Origin of the sequence: Burkholderia sp. RS01 (assembly GCF_039748055.1) — a bacterium.
Classification (GTDB): Bacteria; Actinomycetota; Actinomycetes; order Actinomycetales; family Micrococcaceae; genus Arthrobacter.
On sequence record NZ_JBDLAK010000022.1, the window covers coordinates 34,168 to 58,696 of the forward strand.

19 protein-coding genes and 1 pseudogene are annotated in these 24,529 nt (G+C 66.3%); 5 read left to right on the plus strand and 15 right to left on the minus strand.

Features of this window, described 5'->3' with window-relative positions; all coding sequences use genetic code 11:
- Positions 1-23: 23 nt before the first annotated feature.
- Together ABFP37_RS18165 and ABFP37_RS18170 are read left to right on the plus strand one after the other, a co-directional pair.
- Complete coding sequence (locus ABFP37_RS18165) at positions 24-443, plus strand: YciI family protein (protein WP_056626880.1); 420 nt, start codon at positions 24-26, stop codon at positions 441-443.
- A gap of 36 nt (positions 444-479) precedes the next feature.
- Positions 480-1,733, plus strand: a complete 1,254-nt coding sequence (locus ABFP37_RS18170; RefSeq protein ID WP_347034397.1) for an RNA polymerase sigma factor — start codon at positions 480-482, stop codon at positions 1,731-1,733.
- Positions 1,734-1,758: 25 nt separating this feature from the next.
- Here ABFP37_RS18170 and ABFP37_RS18175 read toward each other — a convergent pair whose 3' ends face one another.
- From ABFP37_RS18175 to ABFP37_RS18205, 7 genes are all read right to left on the minus strand, one after another.
- The gene (locus ABFP37_RS18175; protein ID WP_347034398.1) at positions 1,759-3,036 is read right to left on the minus strand and encodes a hypothetical protein; all 1,278 of its coding nucleotides are present in this window, start codon (positions 3,034-3,036) and stop codon (positions 1,759-1,761) included.
- Complete coding sequence (bioD, locus tag ABFP37_RS18180) at positions 3,012-3,689, minus strand: dethiobiotin synthase (RefSeq protein WP_347034399.1); 678 nt, start codon at positions 3,687-3,689, stop codon at positions 3,012-3,014. The genes ABFP37_RS18175 and bioD overlap by 25 nt, the downstream gene beginning before the upstream one ends.
- On the minus strand, positions 3,686-4,873 hold the full coding sequence (locus ABFP37_RS18185; protein ID WP_347034400.1) for an 8-amino-7-oxononanoate synthase: 1,188 nt from the start codon (positions 4,871-4,873) through the stop codon (positions 3,686-3,688). The genes bioD and ABFP37_RS18185 overlap by 4 nt, the downstream gene beginning before the upstream one ends.
- Positions 4,870-6,225 carry an adenosylmethionine--8-amino-7-oxononanoate transaminase gene (locus ABFP37_RS18190; RefSeq protein WP_078029573.1) on the minus strand — a complete coding sequence of 452 codons (1,356 nt, stop codon included), beginning with the start codon at positions 6,223-6,225 and terminating at the stop codon, positions 4,870-4,872. Before ABFP37_RS18190 ends, ABFP37_RS18185 begins: the two co-directional genes overlap by 4 nt.
- 244 nt (positions 6,226-6,469) lie before the next feature.
- Entirely contained in the window at positions 6,470-7,540 is a 1,071-nt protein-coding gene (gene bioB / locus ABFP37_RS18195; protein WP_347034401.1) for a biotin synthase BioB, read from the minus strand.
- Positions 7,541-7,705: 165 nt separating this feature from the next.
- Entirely contained in the window at positions 7,706-8,440 is a 735-nt protein-coding gene (locus ABFP37_RS18200) for a hypothetical protein (RefSeq protein WP_347034402.1), read from the minus strand.
- A 75-nt stretch (positions 8,441-8,515) separates the two neighbouring features.
- On the minus strand, positions 8,516-9,565 hold the full coding sequence (locus ABFP37_RS18205) for an SDR family oxidoreductase (protein ID WP_347034403.1): 1,050 nt from the start codon (positions 9,563-9,565) through the stop codon (positions 8,516-8,518).
- A 120-nt stretch (positions 9,566-9,685) separates the two neighbouring features.
- On the opposite strand from ABFP37_RS18205, the pseudogene ABFP37_RS18210 reads away from it, so the two are divergent.
- Positions 9,686-14,524: pseudogene (locus ABFP37_RS18210) on the plus strand (NAD-glutamate dehydrogenase).
- An 88-nt stretch (positions 14,525-14,612) separates the two neighbouring features.
- Here the strand turns inward: ABFP37_RS18210 and ABFP37_RS18215 are convergent.
- Positions 14,613-15,527 carry an alpha/beta hydrolase gene (locus ABFP37_RS18215; RefSeq protein WP_078029578.1) on the minus strand — a complete coding sequence of 305 codons (915 nt, stop codon included), beginning with the start codon at positions 15,525-15,527 and terminating at the stop codon, positions 14,613-14,615.
- 131 nt (positions 15,528-15,658) lie between these two features.
- On the opposite strand from ABFP37_RS18215, the gene ABFP37_RS18220 reads away from it, so the two are divergent.
- Complete coding sequence (locus ABFP37_RS18220) at positions 15,659-16,969, plus strand: MFS transporter (protein ID WP_347034404.1); 1,311 nt, start codon at positions 15,659-15,661, stop codon at positions 16,967-16,969.
- Positions 16,970-17,096: 127 nt separating this feature from the next.
- Here the strand turns inward: ABFP37_RS18220 and ABFP37_RS18225 are convergent, their stop codons facing one another.
- The 3 genes from ABFP37_RS18225 to ABFP37_RS18235 form a co-directional block, all read right to left on the minus strand.
- Positions 17,097-18,092 carry a patatin-like phospholipase family protein gene (locus ABFP37_RS18225; protein ID WP_347034405.1) on the minus strand — a complete coding sequence of 332 codons (996 nt, stop codon included), beginning with the start codon at positions 18,090-18,092 and terminating at the stop codon, positions 17,097-17,099.
- A 549-nt stretch (positions 18,093-18,641) separates the two neighbouring features.
- Positions 18,642-18,983, minus strand: a complete 342-nt coding sequence (locus ABFP37_RS18230) for a hypothetical protein (protein WP_139362914.1) — start codon at positions 18,981-18,983, stop codon at positions 18,642-18,644.
- Positions 18,984-18,988: 5 nt separating this feature from the next.
- Entirely contained in the window at positions 18,989-19,432 is a 444-nt protein-coding gene (locus tag ABFP37_RS18235; RefSeq protein ID WP_347034406.1) for a hypothetical protein, read from the minus strand.
- A gap of 444 nt (positions 19,433-19,876) precedes the next feature.
- Between ABFP37_RS18235 and ABFP37_RS18240 the strand changes: the two genes are divergently transcribed.
- Entirely contained in the window at positions 19,877-22,066 is a 2,190-nt protein-coding gene (locus ABFP37_RS18240; protein WP_347034407.1) for a multicopper oxidase domain-containing protein, read from the plus strand.
- A 250-nt stretch (positions 22,067-22,316) separates the two neighbouring features.
- On the opposite strand, the gene ABFP37_RS18245 is transcribed toward ABFP37_RS18240, so the two are convergent.
- The 4 genes from ABFP37_RS18245 to ABFP37_RS18260 form a co-directional block, all read right to left on the minus strand.
- Positions 22,317-23,189: a hypothetical protein gene (locus ABFP37_RS18245; RefSeq protein ID WP_347034408.1), complete on the minus strand. Its 873-nt coding sequence runs from the start codon at positions 23,187-23,189 to the stop codon at positions 22,317-22,319.
- 384 nt (positions 23,190-23,573) lie between these two features.
- Positions 23,574-23,891: a hypothetical protein gene (locus ABFP37_RS18250; RefSeq protein ID WP_347034409.1), complete on the minus strand. Its 318-nt coding sequence runs from the start codon at positions 23,889-23,891 to the stop codon at positions 23,574-23,576.
- 74 nt (positions 23,892-23,965) lie between these two features.
- A complete protein-coding gene (locus ABFP37_RS18255) occupies positions 23,966-24,238 on the minus strand; it encodes a hypothetical protein (protein WP_347034410.1) in 273 nt (90 codons plus the stop codon).
- A 70-nt stretch (positions 24,239-24,308) separates the two neighbouring features.
- Positions 24,309-24,461, minus strand: a complete 153-nt coding sequence (locus ABFP37_RS18260) for a hypothetical protein (RefSeq protein ID WP_347034411.1) — start codon at positions 24,459-24,461, stop codon at positions 24,309-24,311.
- Positions 24,462-24,529 lie beyond the last annotated feature (68 nt).

Here is a 24,529-nt window from a genome sequence, read left to right on the forward strand (position 1 = left end):
CAAAACCTAGGAGATTGATTGAAATGGCAAAGTACATGTTGATCATGCGCGGAACCGACGAGTCTTACGCCAACCTTGAGAAGGCCGACTTCAACGAAATGCTCGAGACCATGGGTAAGTTCAATGACGAACTGATCCGCGCCGGCGTCCTGCTGGCGGCCGAGGGCCTGGACGATCCGAAGGAGGGCGTCGTAGTGGACTTCACCGGCGAAACGCCAGTGGTCACCGACGGGCCCTACGGCGAAACCAAGGAGCTGTTCGGCGGCTACTACATCCTGGATGTGGCATCGAAGCAGGAAGCCATTGAGTGGGCCAAGCGGGCACCCATGACGGCTGGAACCAAGACCGAAATCCGCCGGGTACCCTCGATCGACGAGTTCCCCCAGGACAACGAATGGATCCAGAAGGAACGCGCGTGGCGCGAGCAGACCGGTCAGCTCTGAACCGGCCAGTTCTGACCCGACAGCTTTGATCCGGCAGTGAGCAGCAACGAGGCAAGGGCCGCCGTCGAAGCGGTGTGGCGCATGGAGTCCGCCCGCATCGTCGGCGCCCTTGCCCGCTACACGGGCGATTTCCCGCTGGCCGAAGACCTCGCACAGGAGGCGCTTGCCGAGGCGCTGGTGTCCTGGTCCGTGAATGGAGTCCCCGCGGAACCTGTGGGTTGGCTGCTGGCCACCGGCCGGCGTCGTGCGATCGACACCTTCCGGCGCCGTGCCGCCCGGGACGAAAAGTACGCGTTACTGGCCCGGGACCTCTCGGAGGAGGAGCCGGGCGCGGATTCCCTCTTCGATCCCGAAGCGATCGACGACGACGTCCTGGCCCTGATGTTCATCTCCTGCCATCCCGTATTGTCCAAGGAGGCGCGGATCGCGCTGACATTGCGGGTAGTGGGAGGCCTGGGCACCGACGAGATCGCGAAGGCGTTCCTGGTTCCGGTGCCCACCATCCAGGCGCGCATCACCCGGGCGAAGAAGACACTGGCCGCCGCCCACGCTCCCTTCGCCGTTCCCGAACCGCAGGAGCTACCGGCAAGACTTGGCTCTGTCCTCCAGGTGGTCTACCTGATCTTCACCGAGGGTTCCTTCGCGTCCGGCGGTACCTCCTGGATGCGAACGGACCTGGCCAGCGAAGCACGCCGCCTGGCCCGTGTGCTCGTGCGGCTCGCGCCCGAACCCGAGGTGCATGGCCTGCTGGCCCTGATGGAACTCACCGCCGCGCGGTTCCCGGCGAGGCTCGACTCGTCTGGCCGGCCCGTCCTCCTGGAGGACCAGGACCGACGGCGGTGGGACCAGTCCGCGATCCGGCGCGGCCGCGCGGCGCTTTCGACGGCCATAGCAGCCGGCCGCGGGCTGGGAGCCTACGGACTGCAGGCCTCCATCGCCGAATGCCACGCCGTGGCCCGCTCGGTTTCGGAAACGGACTGGCAGCGGATCGTCATCCTCTACGAGGCGCTGGGGCGGCTGTCACCGTCGCCGATTGTCGAACTGAACCGTGCTGTGGCGGTGGCCATGGCATCAGGCCCGGCTGCAGGGCTGGAACTGGTTGACGCAATCGACAGGCGCGGCGAACTCAACGGCTCGCACCTGCTGCCGGCGGTCAGGGGAGAGATACTGATCAGGCTCGGCCGGGCCGGCGAAGCGCGGGCGGCCCTGCAGCAGGCGGTCAGCCTGTGCACGAACGCGGCCGAACGCGCAGCCCTTGAACGCAAGATTGACGAGCTGGCCCGCGGGTAGGCCCCGGAACCATGGCGCCGTGCGGTCAGCGTGGCCTGTCGAGCACGGTGACTGTCCGCGGAGCCTGGAAGGACAGGAACCGGATCCATTCGGGCTCGTGATCGCTCAACTGGATGCGAGGCAGCGCCGCGGCAGCTTCCTGGACGGTGACGGCCGCCTCCAGTTCCGCGAGTTTGGCCCCGAGGCAGCGGTGGATACCGGAGCCGAACACGATGCCATAGCCGGTTGATTGTCCCTTGGCCGTCTCCGGAGAGGCCGCCTGCGCGGACCGGGACTGACTCCCAGATGCGGACGCCGGTGTGATCTTGTTGCCGCTCAGTTCGAGGAGGATCTCCGTGCCTGCGGGGATCAGTTCGCCGCCGAGGTCCGTGGCGTGGGCTGCCACACGGCGCCAGGTCGGGACCGACGATTCGCTGTTGAGCACGTGCCGGACCGTGGCCTTGGAGCCTGCTTCGGACGCCGCGTCCTTCCAGCCCGCGGGCGCGGACCCTTCCATGAGGCGGAACAGGGTGGTGCTGATCAGCTGGGTGGTTGTTTCCTGCCCGGCGATCAGCAGGAAGTATCCGAGCGAACACATCTCGGGCGTGGACAGGCCTTGTTCTGCCAGCGACTTGAACAGGTTGCGGCCGGGAGCCGCCCTGGTTTCCGCCACGAGCTTGCGCAGCCAGGCGTAGAAATCTGCGGCGCTGTGGGCCAGTGCCAGTTGCCGGTCCGTGTCGGGCCAGCCCCAGAACAGCTCCATGGAGTCAAGGCCCCACCGCTTGAGGTCCGCGAGATCCCGGACGGGCAGTCCGAGGAGCTCGAGCATCACGACGGCCGGGGGAAACGCCGCCACCGTCTGCACGAGGTCCGCATGGCCGAAACGGCCGATCTGGTCCGCGGCGTTCCGTGCCGCTTCCCGCGCCAGCTCCCGGATCCGCGGCTCCATGGCCGCGACCGTGGCAGGGGTGAAGAATCCCGCCACGACCTTGCGGATCCCGGCGTGCGTGTCTGTGTCGTTGCTGGCCAGCACGGGTGGCAGCGCAAAGCCCACGCGCTGCAGGACGCGCAGGGCGGCCCCTTCCAGGGGCGTCACCGCGACCAGGGCATTCGCCGGGCTGAAGTCTGCAGGCCGGTGCAGCACGTCACGGACGGTGTCCGGGTCGCGCACCACGAGGTACGGGCAGCGGCCCTGGCCAGGCACTTCCGCCCGGTCAGCGCTTTCCACCTGGTCAGAGCCCTCCGCCTGCCCGACCCGGTCCGTCCACGGCCCCGCCGATCCGGCCGTCATCGCCGGGTTCATGCGGGCAGGCCGTTCAGCCATGCAGCTGCCCCCGCACGGAAAGCGGCCGGGGACAGTTCCGCGGCCTGCTCGGGCAGGGCGCCGAGGAAGGGCGCCGGCAGCGATCCGAGCACCTGCCGGTTGCTGCGGTGCACGAATTCAGGGTTGACGGGCCAGCTGCCGAGCACCACACCAACGACCCGCAGGTCCCGTGCCTCCAGTGCTTCGAGGGTCAGGGCGGTGTGGTTCAGGGTGCCGAGCCCCGGCCGGGCAACGAGCACGAATGCGGCCGCCAGGAGAGATCCGAGATCCGCCAGGGTGCCGCCGTCGGAGTCCAGCGCCACTAGCAGGCCGCCTGCGCCTTCAACCAGGACGTGATCGTGGGACGCGGCGAGTTCGCGGACCGTCCCGGCGTGCACGGCCACCGTAGGGAGCGGCGTTCCATCGATGGCGGCAGCGGTGACGGGGGCCAACGGCTGCTGCAGGACGACCCCGGTTTCCGCCGTCACCGCGCCCGCGAGCCGCATGATTTCGCCCGCGTCGGAATCGCCTGCGGCGGCCCCGGACTGGCAGGGCTTGTACACGGCGACGCTGCGTCCCCGGCCCCGGAGGGCGGCGGCGAGGGCCGCCGTCGTGATGGTTTTTCCGACGCCGGTGTCCGTTCCGGTGACCAGAATGATGCGGGGCAGGTTCATGGAAGTTCCTCCAAAATGCCGCGCAGCACAGCGCAGCTGTCTTCGATTTCCTCGGCTGTCAGGGTGGCGCGGGCGGTGAGCCGCAGGCGTGAAATTCCGTCGGGAACGGACGGCGGGCGGAAGCAGCCGACCCGGACGCCGGCCGTGCGCGCGGCCTCGGCAGCTGCCAGGGCTGATTCCGCGGACGGCATGGCGATGGACTGGACCGCCCCCGCCGCCCGGTCTACGGCGGCGCCGCCACCGGCGGCAGATCCGCGGGCTGCAAGGGCCGGGGCCAGCCCGGCGGACAGCGCCGCAGCGTTGCTTCGGACGGATCCCGCGCGCCACGGTTCGTCCCGGATGATCCGCACCGCGGCGAGGGCCGCCGCTGCCGAGGCGGGCGCCAGGCCGGTGTCGAAGATGAAGCTCCGGGCCCGGTTGACGAGGTGCTCCCGCAGCAGGGCGGATCCCAGGACCGCTCCGCCCTGGCTGCCCAGGGCCTTGGACAGCGTCGCGGTCACGATCACGTTCGGATGCCCCGCAAGGGCGGTCCCGGCCACCGAGCCACGGCCCTGGACGTTGCCGGTGCCGGTGACTCCCAGGCTGTGGGCCTCATCGATGAGCAGCACGGCGTCGTGTTCCTCGGCCAGTGCCAGTAAGTCCCTGAGCGGGGCTTCGTCACCCAGGACGCTGTAGACCGATTCGACGGCGATGATCGCGCGGGGTTCCGGACGGTCAGCGAGCAGCCGGCCGGCCTCCGCCACGCTGTTGTGGGTGAACGATTCGGTGCGGGAGCGGCTGAGCCGGAATCCGTCGATCATCGAGGCGTGGCAGTGTTCATCCGCGACGATCAGGGTTCCTGGGCCGCCCAGCGCCGTGATCACACCAAGGTTGGCCAGATAGCCGGAGGAGAACACCAGCGCCGACTCCATCCCGGCCAGCAAGGCCAGTTCCTCCTCGAGGTCCAGGTGCAGCCGCGTGGTTCCGGCCACCAGACGCGAGGATGTGGCGCCCGCGCCCCACAGCGACGCGGCCGCCGCAGCAGCCCCCGCAACCCGCGGGTCCGCCGCGAGGCCCAGATAGTCGTTGCTCGCCAGGTCGATGAACCGTTCGTCCGCGGTGCGGGGGAGCGGGCGGCGGACCAGGCCCCGGCGGTCCCGGACAGCGGCCTGGCGCTCGAGCCACTGGTTCATCGAGGCGTTCATGCCACGCCTCCGGACCGTGCCGGGACGCGTTCGTGGACTTCGGCGACGGCCGCCGTCATGCCCGCGGTGATCTGTTCAACATCAGCCGCTGTGCTGATGTACGGGGGCATCGTGTAGACGAGGTTCCGGAACGGCCGGACCCAGACGCCGTGCCGGATCGCCGCGGCAGTGACCGCGGTGACGTCGACGGCGCCGTGCAGCTCGATGACTCCGACGGCGCCGGTGGTGCGGACCTCCCGGACGGCCTCAAGGTCCCGGGCGGGGGCCAGCCCGGACGCCAGGCCCGCGGCGATCCGGGCAACGTCGGCCCGCCACCCGCCGTCGCCGATCATGCCAAGACTGGCGTTGGCCACCGCACATGCCAGCGGGTTGCCCATGAAGGTGGGGCCGTGCAGCAGGGCCCCGGCCGCGCCGGCCGAGACGGCAGCCGCGATTTCGCCGGTGCAGAGCATGGCGGCCAGCGTCAGGTAGCCGCCGGTCAGGGCTTTGCCCAAACACATGATGTCCGGCACGACGCCGGCATGATCGGCCGCGAACAGCTCGCCGGTCCGGCCAAATCCGGTGGCGATCTCATCGAAGATGAGGAGCAGGCCGTGCCGGTCCGCCACCTGCCGCAGCGCGGTCAGGCATTCGGCCGGGTAGGCGTGCATGCCGCCGGCACCCTGCAGGACCGGCTCGACGATGATCGCGGCCAGCTCCCCGGAATGCGCAGCAGCGATGTCCCCGAGCCCGGATGCCCACTCCCGCACGGATTCGGGCGTGGCTGACGATGCCGCCGGGGGACGCGGCGCAAACACGTTGCCGGCCAGCAGGCCCGGGAAGGAGGAATGCATGCCATCCACGGGGTCGCAGACGCCCATCGCCGCGAAGGTGTCCCCGTGGTATCCGCCGCGCAGGCTAAGGAACCGCTGCCTCCGCGGGCGCCCGGCTGCGGTCTGGAACTGCACCGCCAGCTTCAGTGCGACCTCCACGGCCACCGAGCCCGAGTCCGCGAGGAACACCCGCTCCAAACCCGGCCGGCCCGGGGCAGACGGGGCCATGTCCACCAGCCGTTCGGCCAGTTCAACGGCCGGGGCGTGCGTCAGTCCGCCGAACATCACATGGCTGAAATCCGCCAGCTGCCGCCGTGCAGCGGCGTCCAGCACCGGGTGGCGGTAACCATGGATCACCGACCACCACGAGGACATCGCATCAACCACGTCATGGCGGCCGCCGTCCTCACCCCGAAGCCGCAGCCGCACGCCGTCGGCCGCCTCAACCTCCCAGAGCGGAAGGTCCGGGGACGCCGGTGCGTACGGGTGCCACAGCCGCGCACGGTCCCGCTGGATCAGGCCCATTGGCGTGTCCGTCATGGTGCGAGCACCCCGTGGCCGGAGCATTCCGCCGACCAGCCCAGTGGCGTCACCTGGACTTTCATTCGGCGTCGGCACACGGCGCAGTACCGCGGCGGTTCCATCGCGAGGCGCTCGGCGCAGCGGCGGTGAACGTCCGACGTCGGGCCGGCGCCGCCGTCGGACGGCTCGCCGCAGTGCCCGCAAAACTCAGCGGTGGTTGCGCTCGTGGATACCCCGTTGCTCGCGCCCGTGGATACCCGATTCATAGTGTCTTCTGGAGTTCCTTGATGGGCATGTTCAGCTCGACCAGCAGGTTCAGGTCGGCGGTGGCCGGGCGGCCCAGGGTGGTGAGGTAGTTGCCGACGATGACGGCGTTGATGCCGCCCATCAGGCCTTCGCGGGTGCCGAGGTCGCCGAGGGTCAGTTCCCGGCCGCCGGCGTAGCGCAGCACGGTGCGGGGCATGGCGAGCCGGAACGCGGCGATGGCGCGGAGGGCGTCCTTGCCGTCCATGATGCCCTGGTTTTCCAAGGGTGTGCCGGGGCGGGGGTTGAGGAAGTTGAGCGGGACTTCGTGCGGTTCCAGGGCTGCGAGCTGGGCGGCGAGTTCGGCGCGCTGTTCCAGGGATTCGCCCATGCCGATGAGGGCGCCGCAGCACAGTTCCATGCCGGCGGCTTTGACCATGTTGCAGGTGTCGAGGCGTTCTTCGTAGTTGTGCGTGGTGACCACTTCGGGGAAGTAGCTGCGGGCGGTTTCGAGGTTGTGGTTGTAGCGGTGCACGCCCCATTCGGCGAGCTGGTCCACCTGGCGTTGGGTGAGCATGCCCAGGGAGCAGGCGATGTTGATGTCCACGGCTTCGTTGATGCGGTCGATCGCGAACTTGATCTGGTTCATGAGCTTGATGTCGGGTCCGCGGACGGCGGCCACGATGCAGAACTCGGTGGCCCCGGTGGCGGCGGTTTCCTTCGCGGCTTTGACGAGTTCGGGGATGTCCAGCCAGACGCCGCGGACGGGGGAGTCGAACAGGCCCGACTGGCTGCAGAAGTGGCAGTCCTCGGGGCAGCCGCCGGTCTTGATGGAGATGATGCCTTCGACTTCGACGTCCTCGCCGCAGTGCTTCAGGCGGACCTGGTGGGCAAGTTCCAGGGCTGCGGGGAGTGCTTCATCCGGGAGGCGGAGTACTTCCTCGAGCTGGCCCTGGGTCAGGCCGATGCCGTCCTCCAGGACCTGCCGGCGGGCGGTTTCCAGGATTTCATAGGTCGTGGCGTTGCTGACCGCCGGGCTTGTTTTGTCGCTTGCTTCGTCGCTCGTGGCGACGTTTGCCTGAATCGTCATTGATGGGTCCTTTGCGCTTGGTGGCTGCGGATGTTCCTCCGAACCGACGCTAGTTCCCCATCGGAGACAGGATTTTGTTGGGTCTCGACAAGCAGAGGGGCGTGACTTTAGACCGTCCTGCAGTGGTCTTCTTGAAAGGTGAACGCTGGCGTCAACGGATCCGCCTCACGGCAGCACAAGATTTGTGAGTTCTGACCGTTGGCCGGTTTCCAGGTCCTCAATGAGGACCAGCGAGCTGACCTTGGGGCAGTAGTACTTATGTTCCCTGGAGTTTTTCTCAAGCGGCGTCCAGTCGTAGACCTTGACGCAGTCGGTGTATGTGCCGGACTTCGTGGATACCGTCAGGCCAGTGGCGAGAGTGTCCCGCATATCTTCGGCCTGTCCCAGGTAATATTCCTGCCTGTAGGAGTCGCCCACCCGCTGCTCGGCCTTCATCCAAATACCGGCTTTTGCGCCATCTTTTCCATGAATGAAGCTGCCGGAATGATTGAGGAGATTTCCGTTGAAAAAGTTATTTACGTCCTCGCCGAAGTACCACACGTCTCCGTTTTTGTGTTGTGCCAGGTAATCCCTGGTTTCCTCGACAAGCTGCCCGTTGCTGTAGACCTTGTCCAGGTAGATGGCCGTCTCAACACCCTCAATGACCTTTGATTCATTGAGGATCTCAATCTCGATTCTCTCGGTGATTCCGCGCAGGTCCGTACTCTCATACGTCATCTTCTTGCCCGCGGGAAGGGCGAAATACTTGTTGGTAATATTGGTGGTGAAGTCTGCCGGTTTGATCTGCGGATTGTACTCGCTTGCCATGCTTCTTAGGTTGGCAAAATACCATAATGCCCCGCCGGCTATAACCACCACTAAAACGATGATTCCCGCGAGCATTCTGGTTCTTGGATTCATGCGATTCCCGCCCTTCCGAATAGGCCATTTATCGATTGAGCGTAGAGCGTTGATCTGTGCCTGTTCGTGGCGTGCTCAGTTTCTGACCGCGTGTCCGAGGCTCGTGAGGAGGCGGGTTATGGCGTCCTCGGCGGTCGGCACTGCGCCGAAGACTTCGCGCTGCCGGGTGGTGTCGGCGACGTAGCGGCCGGACTGGAACCAGCCGGCCATCGCTCCCATGTCCTTGGCCAGCGGGTTGATCGGTCCGAGGACGGTGCCGACGGCGCGGATGAGTCCGGTGGGGATTGTCCGGACCCGGATGCGTTTGCGGAGGAGCCTGCCGGAGATCTCTGCGATTTCCTGCATGCTGACCGGCCGGTCCCAGCCGATATCGATGCGCTGCCCGTCAATGCCGGGCGAGTCCGTTGCGGCTGCCAGGTAGCCGGCAAGGTCAGCCGTGAGGACGAAGGTCAAGGGAATGCGCGATGACCCGAGCCAGGTGAGGCGCCCGTTGCTGAAAGGGTCGCCGCCGAAACGGGTGACCTGGTCAAGGAAGGCCCCCGGCCGCAGCGCCACGAACGGGACCCCGAGTTGCTCGAGCCGGTCCTCGGTCAGCTTCTTGTGCCAGAAGTGCGGAACGTGCGGAGTCTGGTCACAGGTGAGGATGCTCGTCAGCACGAATCTGCGGACGTGGGTGCGGCTGGCCGCTTCGGCCAGGTTGCTGTTGCCAATGGTGTCGGTTTGAGGGGTGTCGCCCTTGCGGTGACGTGTGTAGCCGGCCGCCGTGGTGATCACGCTGTCGGCGCCCTCCATCGCGCGGATCAGCGAGCCAAGGTCCATCATGTCGCCGCGGGCGATGGCTGCCCCGGCGGCTTCCAAGCGGGTCGCGTCGGATCCCTGGCGCACGAGGGCCCGAACTTGTTTTCCATGCGAGAGCAGGTCGGCCACCACTTGGCTTCCCAGCATGCCGGTGCCGCCTACCACTAGCACCGGTCCGTCACCAGACATCGTCGCCTCCAGTGCAGTCGAAACCGCGGACACCCTGTGTGAAGCAAATGTACTCAGCCGCGACGATGCCGCAAGCCCCGGCCGGGACTGGTTGGCCCGGGCGGCCGCCCGTTGGGTTTTGGCCGGTGCGCCCTGCATCCAAGGGGATGGCGTCAGCACTGGACGGTGCCGGTGCCCCAAGCCATGATGGGAGGAAGCGCGAGGGCCGGAATGTCATCCGCACGTGGCGGTGGCACCCCGCGGCGGAGGTGCGGTGGCATGTCAGACAAACCGGGGCCCGGGGAGCAGGCCGGGTCCGACGTACTCCGCAAGGCAAGCGAAGTTCTCCTGATCGACTACTTCGCGAAGGTGCCGCCGGAGGATCTGCGGAGCTACAGTCCGGAGACTCTTCGCATGCGGGTGGCGCACCACCTCAAGGTGGCGTCGTCGCGCGCGCCCGGTGAGACCGCCGTCGGGATCCTGAACGAAATGGACGCCAGCATCGTTGCGGTGGTGACCGAGGACATCCCGTATCTGGTCCACTCAGTCACGGCGGAGCTCGCACGCGATGATGCCGCGATCCGGCTGCTTGTGCATCCGAGCTTTCAGGTGCTGCGGGATCCGGTTTCCCATGAGCTGTTGGACGCCTGGACCGGTTCTTCCCCGGAGGGCGTTTTGGGAGGCCGAGCCCGCGGAACAGGCACAACCGAGGTATGGATTGCGGCCGAGATCGGAAGGCTGGCGGACGACGCGGCCGCAGCGGAGCGGACAGCGAACCTGCACAGGGTGCTGGACGATGTTCGGGTTGCCGCCGAGGACGCCGCTGCGATACAGGGCAAGGTGGCCGATGCCGTCGCCTTCGCGGTCGGAGTCCCGCGCACTGTTGTTCCGCCACTGGAAGAGATTCGCCAGCTGCTCCTCTGGCTTGTCGACGGCAACTTCCTGTTCCTGGGCTACGACGAATATGAGCTCACGACGGCGGGCGGCGGCCCGGAGCTGCTTTCCGAGCGGCCCGGTTCCGCGCTGGGCCTGCTGAGACGGCCGCAGGCGGACACCTCTGCCGGAGGGCCGGCGCCGGGGCGGCCCGTGATACGCGGACCCGAGGCGCTCACGCTGACCACTTCGGAGGAAAGGTCTACGGTCCTGAGGCGGTCGTACCTGGATGAATTGCGTCTGCGGGTGTTCGACGGGGCCGGCGAAACCATAGGGGAACGGCGCTTCGTGGGGTTGTTTACCGCCGGCGCCGCGCATCAGTCCGTCCGGCGGATTCCGGTGATCCGTGAAAAGGTCCAGGCTGTTAGCCAACGCCTGGGATATGCGCCCCGGTCCCACCACGGCAAGGAAGTCCTGGCCATACTGGAGACCTTCCCGCGCGACGATCTCTTCCACGTCGATGTGGATGATCTCACGCGGCTGGCGGACGAAGTGCTCCGCGCCGAGATGCAGCGGCGGACCCGCGTGTTCCTCCGGCCTGACAGCTTTGGCCGGTTCATGTCCGCGCTGGTCCTCTTCCCGCGCAGCCGCTACAGCACGGCCGTCCGGCTGCTGACGGAACAGGAGCTGCGGCAGGTCTTCAAAGCGAAATCCATTGAGTTCGATGTCCGGCTGACGGAGTCGCCGATGGCCCGGGTCTTCTTCCGGATCCACATGGCCGGCACGGCGTTGGACGCATCGGAGTCCACGACGGCCGACGTCGACCCTTACGCACTGGAACGGCGGCTGATCGCGGCCACCCGGCCATGGTCGGAGGGCCTCGAGGAAGTGATCCGCGAGCGCTTCACCGCGGCAGAGGCCACACGGCTGACCGAGCTGTGGTCAGAGGCCTTCCCGCCGAGTTATCGCGCGGACCACGAGGCGGAAGCCGCGATCGGGGACATCCTCAACTTCGAGAAGTTCGACCTCGACGGCACGGGCGGCCGTCCCGACGGGGATCCGCTGCTCACGGTGTACGTCAGGCCGGGCACGTCGCCCACCCTGGCCGAGGACGCACGGATCCGGCTGTATCTCACCAAGCCCAGAAGCCTCACGCAGATCCTGCCGTTCCTGCATAACCTCGGGCTCGAGGTGCTCGACCAGCGACCCTTCCAGCTCCGAAGGGGGAGCGGCCGGAATGTGTTCTTATACGACCTGGGCGTGAAGTATCCCGGCGGCGTTGACCCCGAAGCAACCAGCGAACTGATCGCTGATGCCTTCGCCGCTGCCATGCGGGGCGACATCGAATCCGACCGGATCGACGCACTGGTCATCAGGGAGCGGGTGGGCTGGCGGCAGGCGGCGATACTGCGAAGCTACGCGAAGTACCTCCAGCAGTTGGGAACAACCAACTCTTACGGTTTCATCGCGGACACGCTGTTGACCAATGCCCGGGCAACTCACGCACTCCTGGACTTGTTCCAGGCGAAATTCGATCCCAGGCTGGACGCGCCCGCCCGGCTCGAGCGCACCACAGCTGCCCCGGAGGAGCTGCTGGCCGCCATTGACGAAATTCCCGTCCTCGACGCAGACCGGCTGCTGCGCACCTTCATGAACCTCGTGGAAGCCACACTGAGGACCAACTACTTCCTGGATAAGACACACCTGAGTTTCAAACTGAATCCGGCCGCGATCGCCAATGCCCCGTTTCCGCGACCAAGGTACGAGATCTGGGTGTACTCCCCACGCGTTGAAGGCGTCCACCTCCGTTTCGGTGCCTTGGCTCGCGGCGGGTTGCGCTGGTCCGACTGAAGCGAGGATTTCCGGACCGAGGTCCTGGGGCTGGTCAAGGCGCAAAACGTGAAGAACTCCGTCATCGTGCCGACGGGAGCCAAGGGAGGGTTCTATCCCAAGCGTTTGCCCGACCCTGCCGCGGACAGGGAGGCCTGGCTTGCCGAGGGACTGGAATGCTACCGGATATTCATCAGCGGGCTACTGGACCTGACCGATAATCTCGTAGTCACGGACCGCGGTGAAACGGTTGTGCCGCCCGAAGGCGTAGTGCGCCACGACGGCGACGATTGCTACCTCGTGGTGGCGGCCGACAAGGGAACGGCCACCTTTTCCGACACAGCGAACGCTCTCGCAGGGGACTATGGGTTCTGGCTCGGGGATGCCTTCGCATCCGGTGGGTCCGTCGGCTATGACCACAAGCAAATGGGAATCACGGCCCGCGGGGCGTGGGAATCCGTGAAGCACCATTTCAGCGAGCTGGGCATTGACTCACAAACCGAAGACTTTACTGTCGCCGGCATCGGAGACATGAGCGGGGACGTGTTCGGCAACGCTATGCTCCTCTCGCCGCACATCCGGCTGGTGGCGGCATTTGACCATCGCCACATCTTTCTTGATCCCACACCCGGTGCGGCATCGTCCTTCCGGGAACGCAGGCGACTCTTCGGCCTGCCCCGTTCGTCCTGGGCGGACTACGATCCCTCGTTGATCAGCCCGGGCGGGGGCGTCCACTCCCGCCGGGCCAAGACCATCGACATCACTGAGGAGGTCCGGTTCTGCCTCGGCCTGGAGCCAGGAACCGCATCGCTGCCGCCGCACGCACTCCTGCAGGCTATTCTCCGGGCGCCCGTGGACCTGCTCTACAACGGGGGCATCGGCACCTACATCAAAGCCTCCACGGAACAGCAAACAGACGTGGGTGACAAAGCCAACGACGCCATCAGGGTCAACGGCAATGAACTGAGGGCCCGGATAGTGGTCGAAGGCGGAAACCTGGGCGTCACCCAGCGCGGACGCGTCGAGGCAGCCCTTGCCGGCGTCTTGCTCAACACCGATGCGATAGATAATTCGGCCGGTGTGGACTGCTCGGACCACGAGGTCAACATCAAGATTTTCGTGGACCGGATGATCGCGGAGGGAAAGATGCGGGCCGCGGGACGCGCAGCCTTCCTGCAATCCCTGACCGATGAGGTCGGCCGGCTGGTCCTGGCAAATAATGCGGACCAGAACGTCCTCCTGTTCAACGACCGGCACATGGCGCCGGAGCTGAGCCCCGGCTTTGAGCGGATCATGGACTGGCTGGAGGCCGCCGCGGACTTGGACCGCAGCCTGGAGGGACTGCCGAGCACGGATCAGCTCCGGGACAGGCTGCAGTCCGGCAACGGACTGACCGCACCGGAATTGTCGGTGCTTGCCGCCTACGCCAAGATCGAATTGGCCAAGGAGCTGACCGCCAGCGACCTCGCCGATGATCCGTGGTTCAGGAGCGCGCTTCGCGGCTACTTTCCGCACCAGCTGCCCGAACGCTTCGATGCTGAGCTGGACGAACACCCGTTGCGCCGGCAGATCATCTGCACGGTGGTGGCCAACGACATGATCAACCTCGGCGGAATCACTTTCGCGTTCCGCGCCATCGAGGAAACCACGGCCACCGCGGCTGCAGTGGCCAGGGCCTTCGTGGTGGTTTGCGAGGCCTATCAGCTGCAGTGGTTCGTGGACAGGATTGCCGCCCTGCCTCCGGGCTTTCCCAGCGAACACGCCGCCGCTGTGGTCCAGCCGCTGCGCAGGATCATCGACCGCGCGACGCGGTGGTACGTCACCCATGACCACCGCGACCAGCCCGTCGGCGAAGCCCTGGCGAGGGTCGCGCCGACCCTGGACCTGCTGCGGACGAGGACCTCGGACTTTCTGCGCGGCTCGGATCTGGACCGCGCCAAGGGGCGGCTGGCGCACTGGAACGACGTCGGGATGCCAAGTGAGCTGGGGCGCCGCGCCTCCGATCTGCTGGAAAGCTTCGGACTGCTGGACATTTCACTCGTGTCGGAGCAGGTGGATGAACCCCTCACCACGATCGCGGACATGTACCACACGGTGATTCACTGGGTCGGCGTGGGCACGTTGTTGCTGCGCATCACTGACCTGCCGCGGCAGAGCCGGTGGGAGGCGCTGGCCCGTGCCGCCCTGCGGGACGACGCCTACTCCGCCGTTGTCGATATTACGATTTCCGTGATGCAGACGACCCGGGGGAGCACCGCCACTGCTGTGGAACGCATTGTGGAGTGGGAGCGCGGACGGCAGGAGCAGCTGGGGCGGATCAAGGACACCTTCGCGGAGGTCACCAGACCCGGGCAGGTGGACCTGGCCTCGATCTCCGTGGCCCTGAAACTCCTCCGGACCCTGGCGCGGCGGTGACCTCGGATTCACGAGTTCTTCGGCCCCGTCTGATGCGTAACCACGCATTGGACGGGGCCTTGTCGGGGCGGCGGTACGGGCGCGCACCTCACGGACGCCGCAGGTCATCGAGGAGCCGTTGCACCTGCTTCGGCCGCTCGATGTTGGCGAAGTGGCCGCAACGCGGGATCGTCGCCGTCTGGACGTGCGGGACTATTTCAGCCAGCCGGAGCAGGTCCGACGCCGGCGTGAACACGTCGCGGTCCCCGCGGATCGCCAGCACCGGGCAGAGGATGCTGCGCCACTGGGCAAAGTCGTAGTGCGCCGCGTCCCGGGCGGCCGCGGAGAACCCGGCCGGCCGGGCGTCATCGCCGAGCCTGCGGATCACGGCGTTGGATATGGCTGCGGGATCGGCGAAGAAGGGGGACATTAGCGGTCCCATCACAGGGGTGGTGGCGATTGCACGGATCAGCGCCGAGCCCGCCGGACCAAGGGCGGCCATGGACCGCATGGCCAGCAGCATGCCGGCGAACGCCGGGAACCCAAACAGGCTGCGCAGTGGCCCCCTCGCCGCCTCGGACACGCCGAATGTGGTGGCCGAAATGGTGGCCGCGCTGGCTGTCCGCTCCGGCCAGGCCGCGGCAAGGTGCAAAACCAGGAAGCCTCCCATGGAGTGGCCTATGAGGTTCCACCGCGAGTAGCCGAGCGAGTCCAGCACCTCGGTGACCGAACGCGCCATCGCCTCGATGCTGAACTGTTCCAGCCGGGCGCCCGCCGTGGACTCACCCCAGCCCGGCAGGTCAATCAGCACCCGATCTTGGCCGGGCGCTCCGGAAAGCAGCGCCCGGAAAGTAGTCCAGGATCCCGCGGCGCCGTGAAGGTAGACGTCCGGTGTACTGAAGGCAGGCCAGCGTCCTCCGGTGCCCTGCTGGACACGCACCGTGCAGGGACCCAGCTCCGTGGGAATAATCTGCCGCCGAATCGTGGCGGCCCCCGTGGCGGCGGGTTCCTGCTGGACGCTCATGGCCACCTTCCGTTCGTGTTCTCCGCATCTGGTTCGGAGCCGCAGGGATGCCGGATGGGACTAGCAGACCCGCCGGCCGTCGGCAGGAACGCGGTCTGGCACGCAAAGGCGAGGGAGGCCAGAATAGGTATGTGCTGCATCTTCGCCGAGGGGCGGACGGCAGCGCGATGAACGCCGCCGCCCGAAAGACCCAGCGGATCTATCTCACATTGACGCTGGGCAATACCCTTGCAGCCTCGTTCATCTGGGGGATCAACACCCTCTTTCTCTTGGACGCCGGACTAAGCAACCTCGAGGCCTTTGCCGCCAACGCGTTCTTCACGGCCGGCATGGTGCTGTTCGAGGTGCCCACCGGAGTCGTGGCCGACGGTTGGGGGCGCCGGGTCTCGTTCCTGCTGGGTACCGTGACCCTGGCGGCTTCCACCTACCTCTACTACATGCTCTGGCAGCTTTCCGCGCCGTTCTGGTCGTGGGCAGTGGTGTCTATTTTGCTCGGCCTGGGTTTCACATTCTTCTCGGGTGCGGTCGAGGCCTGGCTTGTCGACGCGCTGCGCTTCGCGGGATACGAGGGCGGGCTGGAAACGGTGCTCGGGCGCGGACAGATGGTGGGGGGCGTCGCGATGCTCGTCGGCTCGGTGGCCGGCGGCGTGATCGCGCAGGTCACCAATCTGGGCGTGCCGTTTCTGTTACGCGTCGGCGTCCTGGTCGCCATGTTCGCCGTCGCGTTCTGGCTGATGCATGATGTCGGATTCACCCCTGAACGATCGGCCCGTCCTCTTCAGGCCACCCGTGCCGTACTCGCTGCCTCAATCGAGAACGGTCTCAAGAACCCGCCGGTACGATACGTGATGCTGGCCGCGCCGTTCAGCGCCGGCGTCGGAATCTATGTGTTTTACGCCCTGCAGCCGTACCTGCTTGAGCTCTTCGGCGACCCGCGCGCCTACTCAATTGCGGGCCTGGCGGCGGCGATAGTGGCCGGAGCCGAGGTGCTCGGCGGCTGGCTGGCGCCGCGGGTCCGTGGCCTGGTTAGCAAACGCACCACGGTGCTGATCCTGAGCAGCATCGTGGACGCACTCATTCTGGTGGTCCTCGGGTTCGTTCAGGAGTTCTGGGTGGCGTTGGCCATGTTGACGTTGTGGGCTTTGGTCGCCGAGGTGGGCATACCCGTGCGCCAGGCCTACGTGAACGACATGATCCCTTCGAAGCAGCGGGCAACGGTCCTGAGCTTCGACTCACTCATTGGATCAAGTGGCGGCGTGGTGGTGCAGCCGCTGCTCGGACGGACGGCCGATATGTACGGCTACCCGGCCTCGCTGGCGATCGGCGGCGTGATCGGGCTGATCGCAGTGCCTTTCCTGCTGTCGAGTCGCGGGCAGCATGCCCAGGCCGATGAGGCCAACGCCTCGACCAGCACGCCCAACGCGGAGTCCCAGCCATCCTAGCCGGCGGCAACGCGAGTTCTCGCGGTAGCGGCCCAGGTCAGCGCGCACGAAGGTAGGGCATGCCGCGCCCAGCGGCCATCCGAGGCATGAGCAGGTGTCGTCACGCCATCAGAGTCGGCTGGCTTCGTCAGTGCCAGAACCCGGTGAGCTGCTCGGCAAGGGCTCTGCCCTGGTTGTAACCGGCGCGAGCAGCGGGCGGACGCAGCGAAAGATCCATCGCATTGGCGCCGAACATGTGCTCGGAGTCGCCATCCGGGAAGATTGTTTCCACTCTGCTGCCCCCTGCGCGGAGTTCATCGACCTGTGTTGCGAGATGCATGCCCCAGTCCACCGGAGTCCGTGATCTGCCACCGAATGGTGACAGCACCAACACCCGTGCGTATCCGGCTGCCAGATCGGCATTCTCGGCGTTGGATCGGTAGCCGCCGTCGATGTATCGGCTGCCGCCGATACCGTAGGCGAATGCACTGGCACAGCTGGCGGCCACGGCGTCCACCAGGTCGACCCCGCTGTGGCGGTCGAACACCACCGGTTCACCGGTATCGGCATTGACCGCCGTGATGAGCACCGTTCGTTCCGGCCAGCGCTGGCTGGGCAGCCGGGCGGCGACAGTATCGCGCCACCGCGTTTGACCGGAGCCGTCCGACGCCGCGTCCAGTTCGAGCGCCGACGCACCCATTCCGCGGCGCATATCGGCCGCATCCTCAGCGGCGGCGATGATCCGGCCCGTTCTCTCCATGTGGCTCGCCGCCGGCCCAACGCGACCGCGTCCGCCGTCGGATCCCACCGGAGCAGTCCGTGCCTGGGGTGCGGCGGAAAGGAGGGCGGCAAGCAGTTCAGCCGGGGTCGCGCTAGTGATCTGGGCCGCGGACGTCGATCCGGCCGACGTGCCGATGATCAAATCGGCCCCGGTCACATCCAATCCGGCATCGAAGAGGCCGGCGATGACGCCGATCAGCCAGGCATTGCCTGTCGATCCGCCGCCACCGAGGACCAACGCTCGCTCGCCCGCGGCGCGTACCCGCCTTGTGGCGTCGACCTGCGGCTGATCCAGGGCGGACCCCGGCAGGTCGGACGCCGTCTTCGAAGTGGAGTGCAGGGGTGAAGAAGGTGTCGTGTTCATGGGAGTCGCCTTTCGCGAATTGCCTGTCGGGCGCTCCCGGGGCGACTACCTGCGCCGCGCGATCGTGGACTGCAGGGGAGCGCCCACTGTGGATACTGCGTTCATGGGTCTTACCTCCTGCCGATAGATCACGATCACCGGAAAGCTAGCACGCCGGCGATGCGGTGCGCAACAGGCCGCGCCATGCCGGTTGCAGTGTCGCTGCAGAACGCGCTGCCGGACGCTCCGCACGCTGCTGTGATGGGCCGGCAATTCCGTGCTGGGAAGGGGTGGGACGGCGGTTATAGGGTCCAACGGGAATTCCTAAGGTGCCGTTGGCAGGCTGTGAACACCTGGTCGAAACCGTTGCCCCCATCAGCGCTTCGATCAGCCCGCCGGCCAGGCAATGCACTCCCCCCTCCGTACTGCCTGGCCGGCGGCCCTGGGCCCGACCGGAGCCTGAGCCCTCCGGCCGGGGCCAACCTCACGCCGCCAGCCGCAGCGGTGAGCCAAACGCCGTCGTCGGCTAACACTTTCAACGAACGCCCGGCCGCTGACTGAACCCCGGCTTCAGTTGGCCGGTGCCGCGGGCACGTCCGAGGTTGGCAGGGCGGGGGACCGTGACGGGTAGGACGGTATGCCGCCGCCGGAGCCCGCCGCTTCGAAGACCCCGACTTTGGTTGCTCCGTCGCTGAGGTACACCGGGACTTCCCGCGGCGGACGCGGCGTGCTGAAGTTCTTCAGGGCGTCTTCCGGGCTGGTGGGCATGGGCCCGCCATAGAGGTCTTTGGCGTACACGTAACCGGAACTGCCGCTGGTCGCAACGACGGCGATCAAATCCGGAGTTCCGTTCTCCTCGCTTTCAATGCCGTAGGTTTCGCCCTTGGCGTTGACACCCAACTTGGTTCGCACCTGTTTCACGTACTTGGCGGTGAGCTGCCAGCGGGTTCCGGCCCCGGTTTGATCGTTACGCTGTGCTGCCCCGGAGCGAGGCTGACGGTGTGGCCCGACGTATTCGCGCGCGTGTCAGCCTGGAGTTCGCGGAAAGTGGCGCTGGCGCCGTCCGGGAACTCGAACGAGCCGACGGTGAGGGCGGTCAGCGTCATTTCGATGCCGGTGGCATCCTGCGGGGGCTCACCGAGCTCGACCGTGGCCGTTCCTTGTTCGGTTCCGGGGATCACGAACAGCCCGGCGGCCGCCGCGCCGATGCCTCCTAGCAGGCCCGTAGCGGCAAGGGCGCCGGCGGAAAGCCATAGCCTGGTGCGCTGGCGGGTCCGGGCCGTTGAGGATTTCTGGACCTGCGCGACAAGCTGTGCCCGGAGCGCGCTGCTGAACCGGTCATCGACGCGAAGCTGGTTCATGACCGTTCTCCTTCCATAGTTCTTGACGCCGGCAAGAACCTTGTGGCGCGTTCGGGATCGTCCCTTGAAGTCGGCGGGGGCGGGGCCGACTCGTTCAAGGACACGTGGACCGGGCGCGACTGCGCCAAGGGCAAACTCTGGATGGTCGGCGGACCCCTCGGCGGCGGCCAGCCGTAACCGGCAAGGCAGGGGTCTATCAACACCGATTTGGCCGTGCGTCTTGCCACGGACGTTCACCGCCAATTTGGAGGGTCTGCAGCGGATCGGCACCAGCTTTTTTGCAGGGTTCGCAACCCACAGTTGTCGCCTGGGGGAATTGCGCAAAAGACTTAGCCCACGGGACAAGGAGGTCCTCGTGGTCAAGATTCGGGTCTCGGAACCGCATGAAGGTGACGACCGGGGCCGCTGTGTTGACGTGTGCCCCACGCCAAGGAGGCACAGACCATGTCCGAGGAATCTGCAGAATCTAGCGGGGTCGCCCGGCGCACGATACTGCGCCTGGGGGCGGCCGGGGGAGCCGGGGCCGCACTCGTGGCGGCGCAGGCCTGGGCCGCTCCGCTGCTGGCTCAGCGGGGGCTGCTCTCGCCGGACGGCGCCTTCGCCGCCGCGTCGACGGCGCTAAGTGACGAGTTGTTCTACATTGAAAAATTCCCCACGAGCCCGCTGATCATCTCGCCGTTCAGCGACCCGCTGCCCATCCCGAAGGCGCTGGCACCGGTGCCGAAATCCGTCTTCAGCGCCTGGCGGAATCCGCCGGGACCCGGACCGGGCCAGCAGAACTCGCTGCGCAACGAACGGCACCAGGTCTGGACGAGCCAGGTCGGCCTTCCAGACCCGATCGTCTACAAGATCGATGTGCTTCTGCGGACCCACTCGTTCACAACCTCCCAAGTTCTGCCGATCGACTCGGACGGAAAGCCGGCTGTCTCGTTCGATGCTTCCGGCAGAAAATTCGCCGCAGGCACGAAGCGGGCCCTGCCTCCGAGCACGATCTACGGTTTCAACGGCATGTTCCCCGGGCCGATGATCAACGCCGAGTACGGCAGGCCGGTCCTGGTCCGGTTCGAGAACCACTTGGACGAGAACCCGCTGAACCTGGACCGCCAGGACTTCGGATCTCCCGACTTGTCGTTCCTGACCCACCTGCACAACGGCCACACCGCGCCCGAGAGTGACGGTAACCCGCATTACTCGATGGTGGCAGGGCCGAGGCACCCGGGCTTCAGGCCGCAGATGTCTGTCGACAACCTCTACCTGAACCGGCCCGCCGGCGGGGACGACCGCGAGAAGCAGAGCTTCTTCTGGTTCCACGACCACACGATGGACCACACCGGCTCGAACGTGTACAAGGGCTTGGTGGGCCTGTACCCGATCTATGACCCGAAGAACGGCACGGATATGGGTGACGAGCGGCAGGGGCTGCGGCTGCCGGGGGTCCGCACGAACAACCCGGACGGATCCTTCGACGTCAAGTACGATATCCCGCTGGCCTTCACCGACTTCCGGTTCGACGACGGCGTCACCATGCACAAGGACATCCACGATGTGCAGGGCGAGTTCCCGGCCGCCAAGAACCCGGCGACCCATCCGGAGTGGTGGGGCAAGACGTTCTACAAGCACTTCCCCAACCACGGATTCGTCGGCGACGTCTGCACGGTCAACGGCACGGCCTTTCCGGTGCTGGAGGTGAAGCGGCGCAAGTACCGCTTCCGGTTCCTGGACGCCTCCGTCTCCCGGATTTACGAGTTCAAGCTGATGAGTTCGACGCTGGGCCCCAAATCGTCGGCGTCGCTCGGTTACGAGGACGACGAGCTTGAGGGCCAGTACCGCATCGAGGACGGCCAGCAGTGCATGCAGTTCACCCAGATTGCCACGGACGGGGGGCTCCTGCCGTTCCCCATCAAGCGGGATTCCTTTGAGCTGTGGCCGGCCAAGCGCCGCGAGGTGATCGTTGATTTCACGCGGTACCAGGACGGCACACCGACCACCAAGGGCGACGTCGTCTACCTGACCAACGTCATGAAGATGCCCAACGGGCGGATGTGGTCGAATTCGTCCCGGTTCTTCCCCGACCCGAAGTACAAGGTGCCGGTCCTGAAGTTCGTGATTGGCGACACCGCGCAGGATGACAGCCAGATCCCCGCTGCCCTGCGTCCGCTTCCGCCGCTGCCGTCCAACTGGCAGAACCTGTTGGATAACCGCATGATCTTCGAGGTGAAGCGCGGGAGCGTGGGCGGCGAGACCGAATGGCTCATCAACGGCAAGCCCTTCGACCCGGCGAGCGTGCTGGCGAGCCTGACAAACCGTGCCGGCCGCACACCCCTGGCCCGGCAAAAGAAGGGCAGCTTCAACCTCTGGGAGGTCCGCAACGGCGGCGGCGGCTGGGTACACCCGTTCCACCTGCACATGGAGGAGCACCGGACCGTCATGCGCAACGGCAAGGACGTGACCCGCACGGTGGATCCGGGGCACCCCGATGACGCCTCCAAGGAAGACCTGGTGGCACTCGACCCCGGCGAGTCGGCGATCGTCTACCGGGGATTCAGGGACTTCACCGGGCCCTATGTGGCGCACTGCCACAACCTGGCGCACGAGGACCACGCCATGATGTTCGGCTGGGAGATCACGCCGTGACCACTTAAGCAAAAGCCCTTTTCGCCCACCTTTAATGATGTGCGAAAAGGGCTTTTGGGTGCAGGACCGAGCTGGCCCAGCGGGACTCAGACGTGCTGATCCACGAGAACCGGATTGTCGTCAGGATCCAGCACTATGAAGCTCGCCGGCCCCGTCGTGCCCTCGTCTGCTTCCGAAACGAATTGCGTGCCCTGGGCCCGGCCCCAGTCGGATCATGCTTGGTTTTCGTTCCCAAACGCCGTGGCCTGCGCTACGGAGTGAGAGGTGCAGCCAGGCCGTCCGTCGACGTCCGCGGGGACAGGCGGCTGCCGCCGGTGACCGGGAAGGGGAAGCCAAGGACCGCAAGCCGTCCCCGTACCTGGTTCTGTGCCTGGCAGTCACTGACGCAGTCGGTCGGGGAGTTGGCCACTTCCACGGCGTCTTCACCTGTGACCATTCCCATTCGTCCACCGCTGGCCACATCCCAGACGGACATCCCGCCGCAGTGGTCCCGGGTCTCGGCAAGGCCCAGGCTGTTGGCGAAGTCCGGACCGCATTCGGGCTGCCGGACGCGGGTGGCTACCTGGGCGCTGTCCCGCACGACGAACTTTGCAGACACGTCATTGCCGATGTTCACCCGGGGCCTGACCTGGACGCAGAACTGGCTCGGCGGCCCGGTCTGGACGCTGGTGCACGCAGAGCCTACGAACTGACCCAGCTGGGCGCGGAAATCGGCATTGTCAAAGTAGAAGGCACCGGCCGCCAACCGGTGCACGATGCGTGTGGCGGTGGCATCGCCACGCTCGGGTTCCATCTGGAAGAGGCCCCCGGAGGCGCAGTCCTTGGCCTGGATAGTCATCGACAGGCCGCCGGTCCCGGTACGGGACAGCGCGACGTCGGTGTCCTTGACTTCCAGCGACACGGCACTGGTCAGCGTGAGGCCGCGGTGGTGAGGAACCTTGCTCTCAAACACTGGGGTGGCACGGCCGCCGGTGAGGTCCATTTCATTGGCCGCGCCGGTGAACACGTAGTTGTAGACGGCGAAGTTCGCCGGGTCCACCTCGAACCGGACGTACTTGCCCTGGACCAGGAATCGGGTACCCGGCGAAGCGACGGCGCCTTTGAACCCAGCGGCCTTCCCCAAAACGTGAAACCCCCCGCCAACACAGCCCTTCGACGATGCCGCCTGCGCCGGTCCCGAGAGACCCACGAAACCGATTGCCGATGCTGCGAGGGCCACGACAGCCGCAGCCGACCGGAATTTCAAGCTTGGTTTGCACCTCAAGGCGCTCATCAGATCCTCCCTGCTGGCCGGCATCGCAGAACTCAAACTTTGAGTTTCATCCCGCCAACCGAGGAAAGACTATGACTTGGTCTTCCCCGCAGGAACGGAGGTGGACCATTACTGCACGACTCTTGGATAAACCTTGGAATTTCCTCCACGTTTCCTTGGGGCACTTCCTGCGGAGTCCAGCCCTCCGGGTTTCACCCGGAGTGAATGCCCGACGCCGGCGCTGGCTCTGTCCCGTTATTGGGCGGAGCGGCGGTTGCGCGCTTGGCGCACCAAGCGGGTGAAGGCAAAGATGAAGACGGCCTCGATCAACACCATCAGGCCGAGCAATAGCCATTGGCCCTCGCCAATGAAGGCAATGGCCCCGACAAGGACAAGCACCGTTCCGAGGACCAGCGCGTACACGGCGAACCCGAAGGCTACCCTGGCACTGCGCACACCAGTCCGGAAGCCAAAGCCCAAAGGCTCTCCTCCGGGGTACCCCGCAACGCGGTCTGGGCCTGCGGGCTTGAGCCTGTCGAACTCATCCCAAAGGTCCCGGTCCTGATCGGTCATAGTCCCATTATCCCGCAATTCCACTGGCCCTGTGATCCGTCGTAGTGGCGGGGCAAACCTCGCATTGGGATGCTCTACCCCGAGGGCTGCGGGTTGGCTGGTCGCTGAGCGAGGAGTACTGCCTGGGGCGACTTCTCGCGGGGGCCGGGGCCGCGTGACATCTGAGCGACCACGTTGAAGCCAATGTGCTCCAGCTGTTGGGTGACGGCTGCCGGGTGGAAGAGCTGGGCGTCCATCGACACGTCATGACCGTAGGCGCGGGATATATGGCGGGGCCCTTCACCCACCTGGAAGCTGACCAACGCATACCCACCGGGCGCAAGGACCCGGAAGAACTCTGCAAACACGCGTGGGAGTTCGAGCGGCGCCAAATGGATTATGGAGTACCAGGCGAAGACGCCGCCCAGCTGCAAATCTTCATAGGGAAGGTTCCCGAGTTCTGGCGAACCCTTCGATCATGGCGCGATCCGCCGACGCCTCGAAACTGGCATCGGGCAGCAACGCCGCATAGCTCTCCGCAACCACGTCATAGGCTGACCGGACGAGGGCAAGACGGTCATCACGTTGCATCTGTAAAGGCTATCGCGGCCGGCCATTGCCGTCAGACCGTTGGTGCGGGGACGATTGTTGCATGGGCG

Coding starts and splice junctions, on each gene's coding strand:
- ABFP37_RS18235 (WP_347034406.1), bottom strand. CDS start 19,432: ATGAACCAGCTTCGCGTCGATGACCGGTTCAGCAGCGCGCTCCGGGCA.
- ABFP37_RS18185 (WP_347034400.1), bottom strand. CDS start 4,873: ATGAACGCCTCGATGAACCAGTGGCTCGAGCGCCAGGCCGCTGTCCGG.
- bioB (WP_347034401.1), bottom strand. CDS start 7,540: ATGACGATTCAGGCAAACGTCGCCACGAGCGACGAAGCAAGCGACAAA.
- ABFP37_RS18200 (WP_347034402.1), bottom strand. CDS start 8,440: ATGAATCCAAGAACCAGAATGCTCGCGGGAATCATCGTTTTAGTGGTG.
- ABFP37_RS18175 (WP_347034398.1), bottom strand. CDS start 3,036: ATGGCTGAACGGCCTGCCCGCATGAACCCGGCGATGACGGCCGGATCG.
- bioD (WP_347034399.1), bottom strand. CDS start 3,689: ATGAACCTGCCCCGCATCATTCTGGTCACCGGAACGGACACCGGCGTC.
- ABFP37_RS18215 (WP_078029578.1), bottom strand. CDS start 15,527: ATGAGCGTCCAGCAGGAACCCGCCGCCACGGGGGCCGCCACGATTCGG.
- ABFP37_RS18260 (WP_347034411.1), bottom strand. CDS start 24,461: ATGCAACGTGATGACCGTCTTGCCCTCGTCCGGTCAGCCTATGACGTG.
- ABFP37_RS18190 (WP_078029573.1), bottom strand. CDS start 6,225: ATGACGGACACGCCAATGGGCCTGATCCAGCGGGACCGTGCGCGGCTG.
- ABFP37_RS18205 (WP_347034403.1), bottom strand. CDS start 9,565: ATGCAGGGCGCACCGGCCAAAACCCAACGGGCGGCCGCCCGGGCCAAC.
- ABFP37_RS18240 (WP_347034407.1), top strand. CDS start 19,877: ATGTCCGAGGAATCTGCAGAATCTAGCGGGGTCGCCCGGCGCACGATA.
- ABFP37_RS18225 (WP_347034405.1), bottom strand. CDS start 18,092: ATGAACACGACACCTTCTTCACCCCTGCACTCCACTTCGAAGACGGCG.
- ABFP37_RS18165 (WP_056626880.1), top strand. CDS start 24: ATGGCAAAGTACATGTTGATCATGCGCGGAACCGACGAGTCTTACGCC.
- ABFP37_RS18250 (WP_347034409.1), bottom strand. CDS start 23,891: ATGACCGATCAGGACCGGGACCTTTGGGATGAGTTCGACAGGCTCAAG.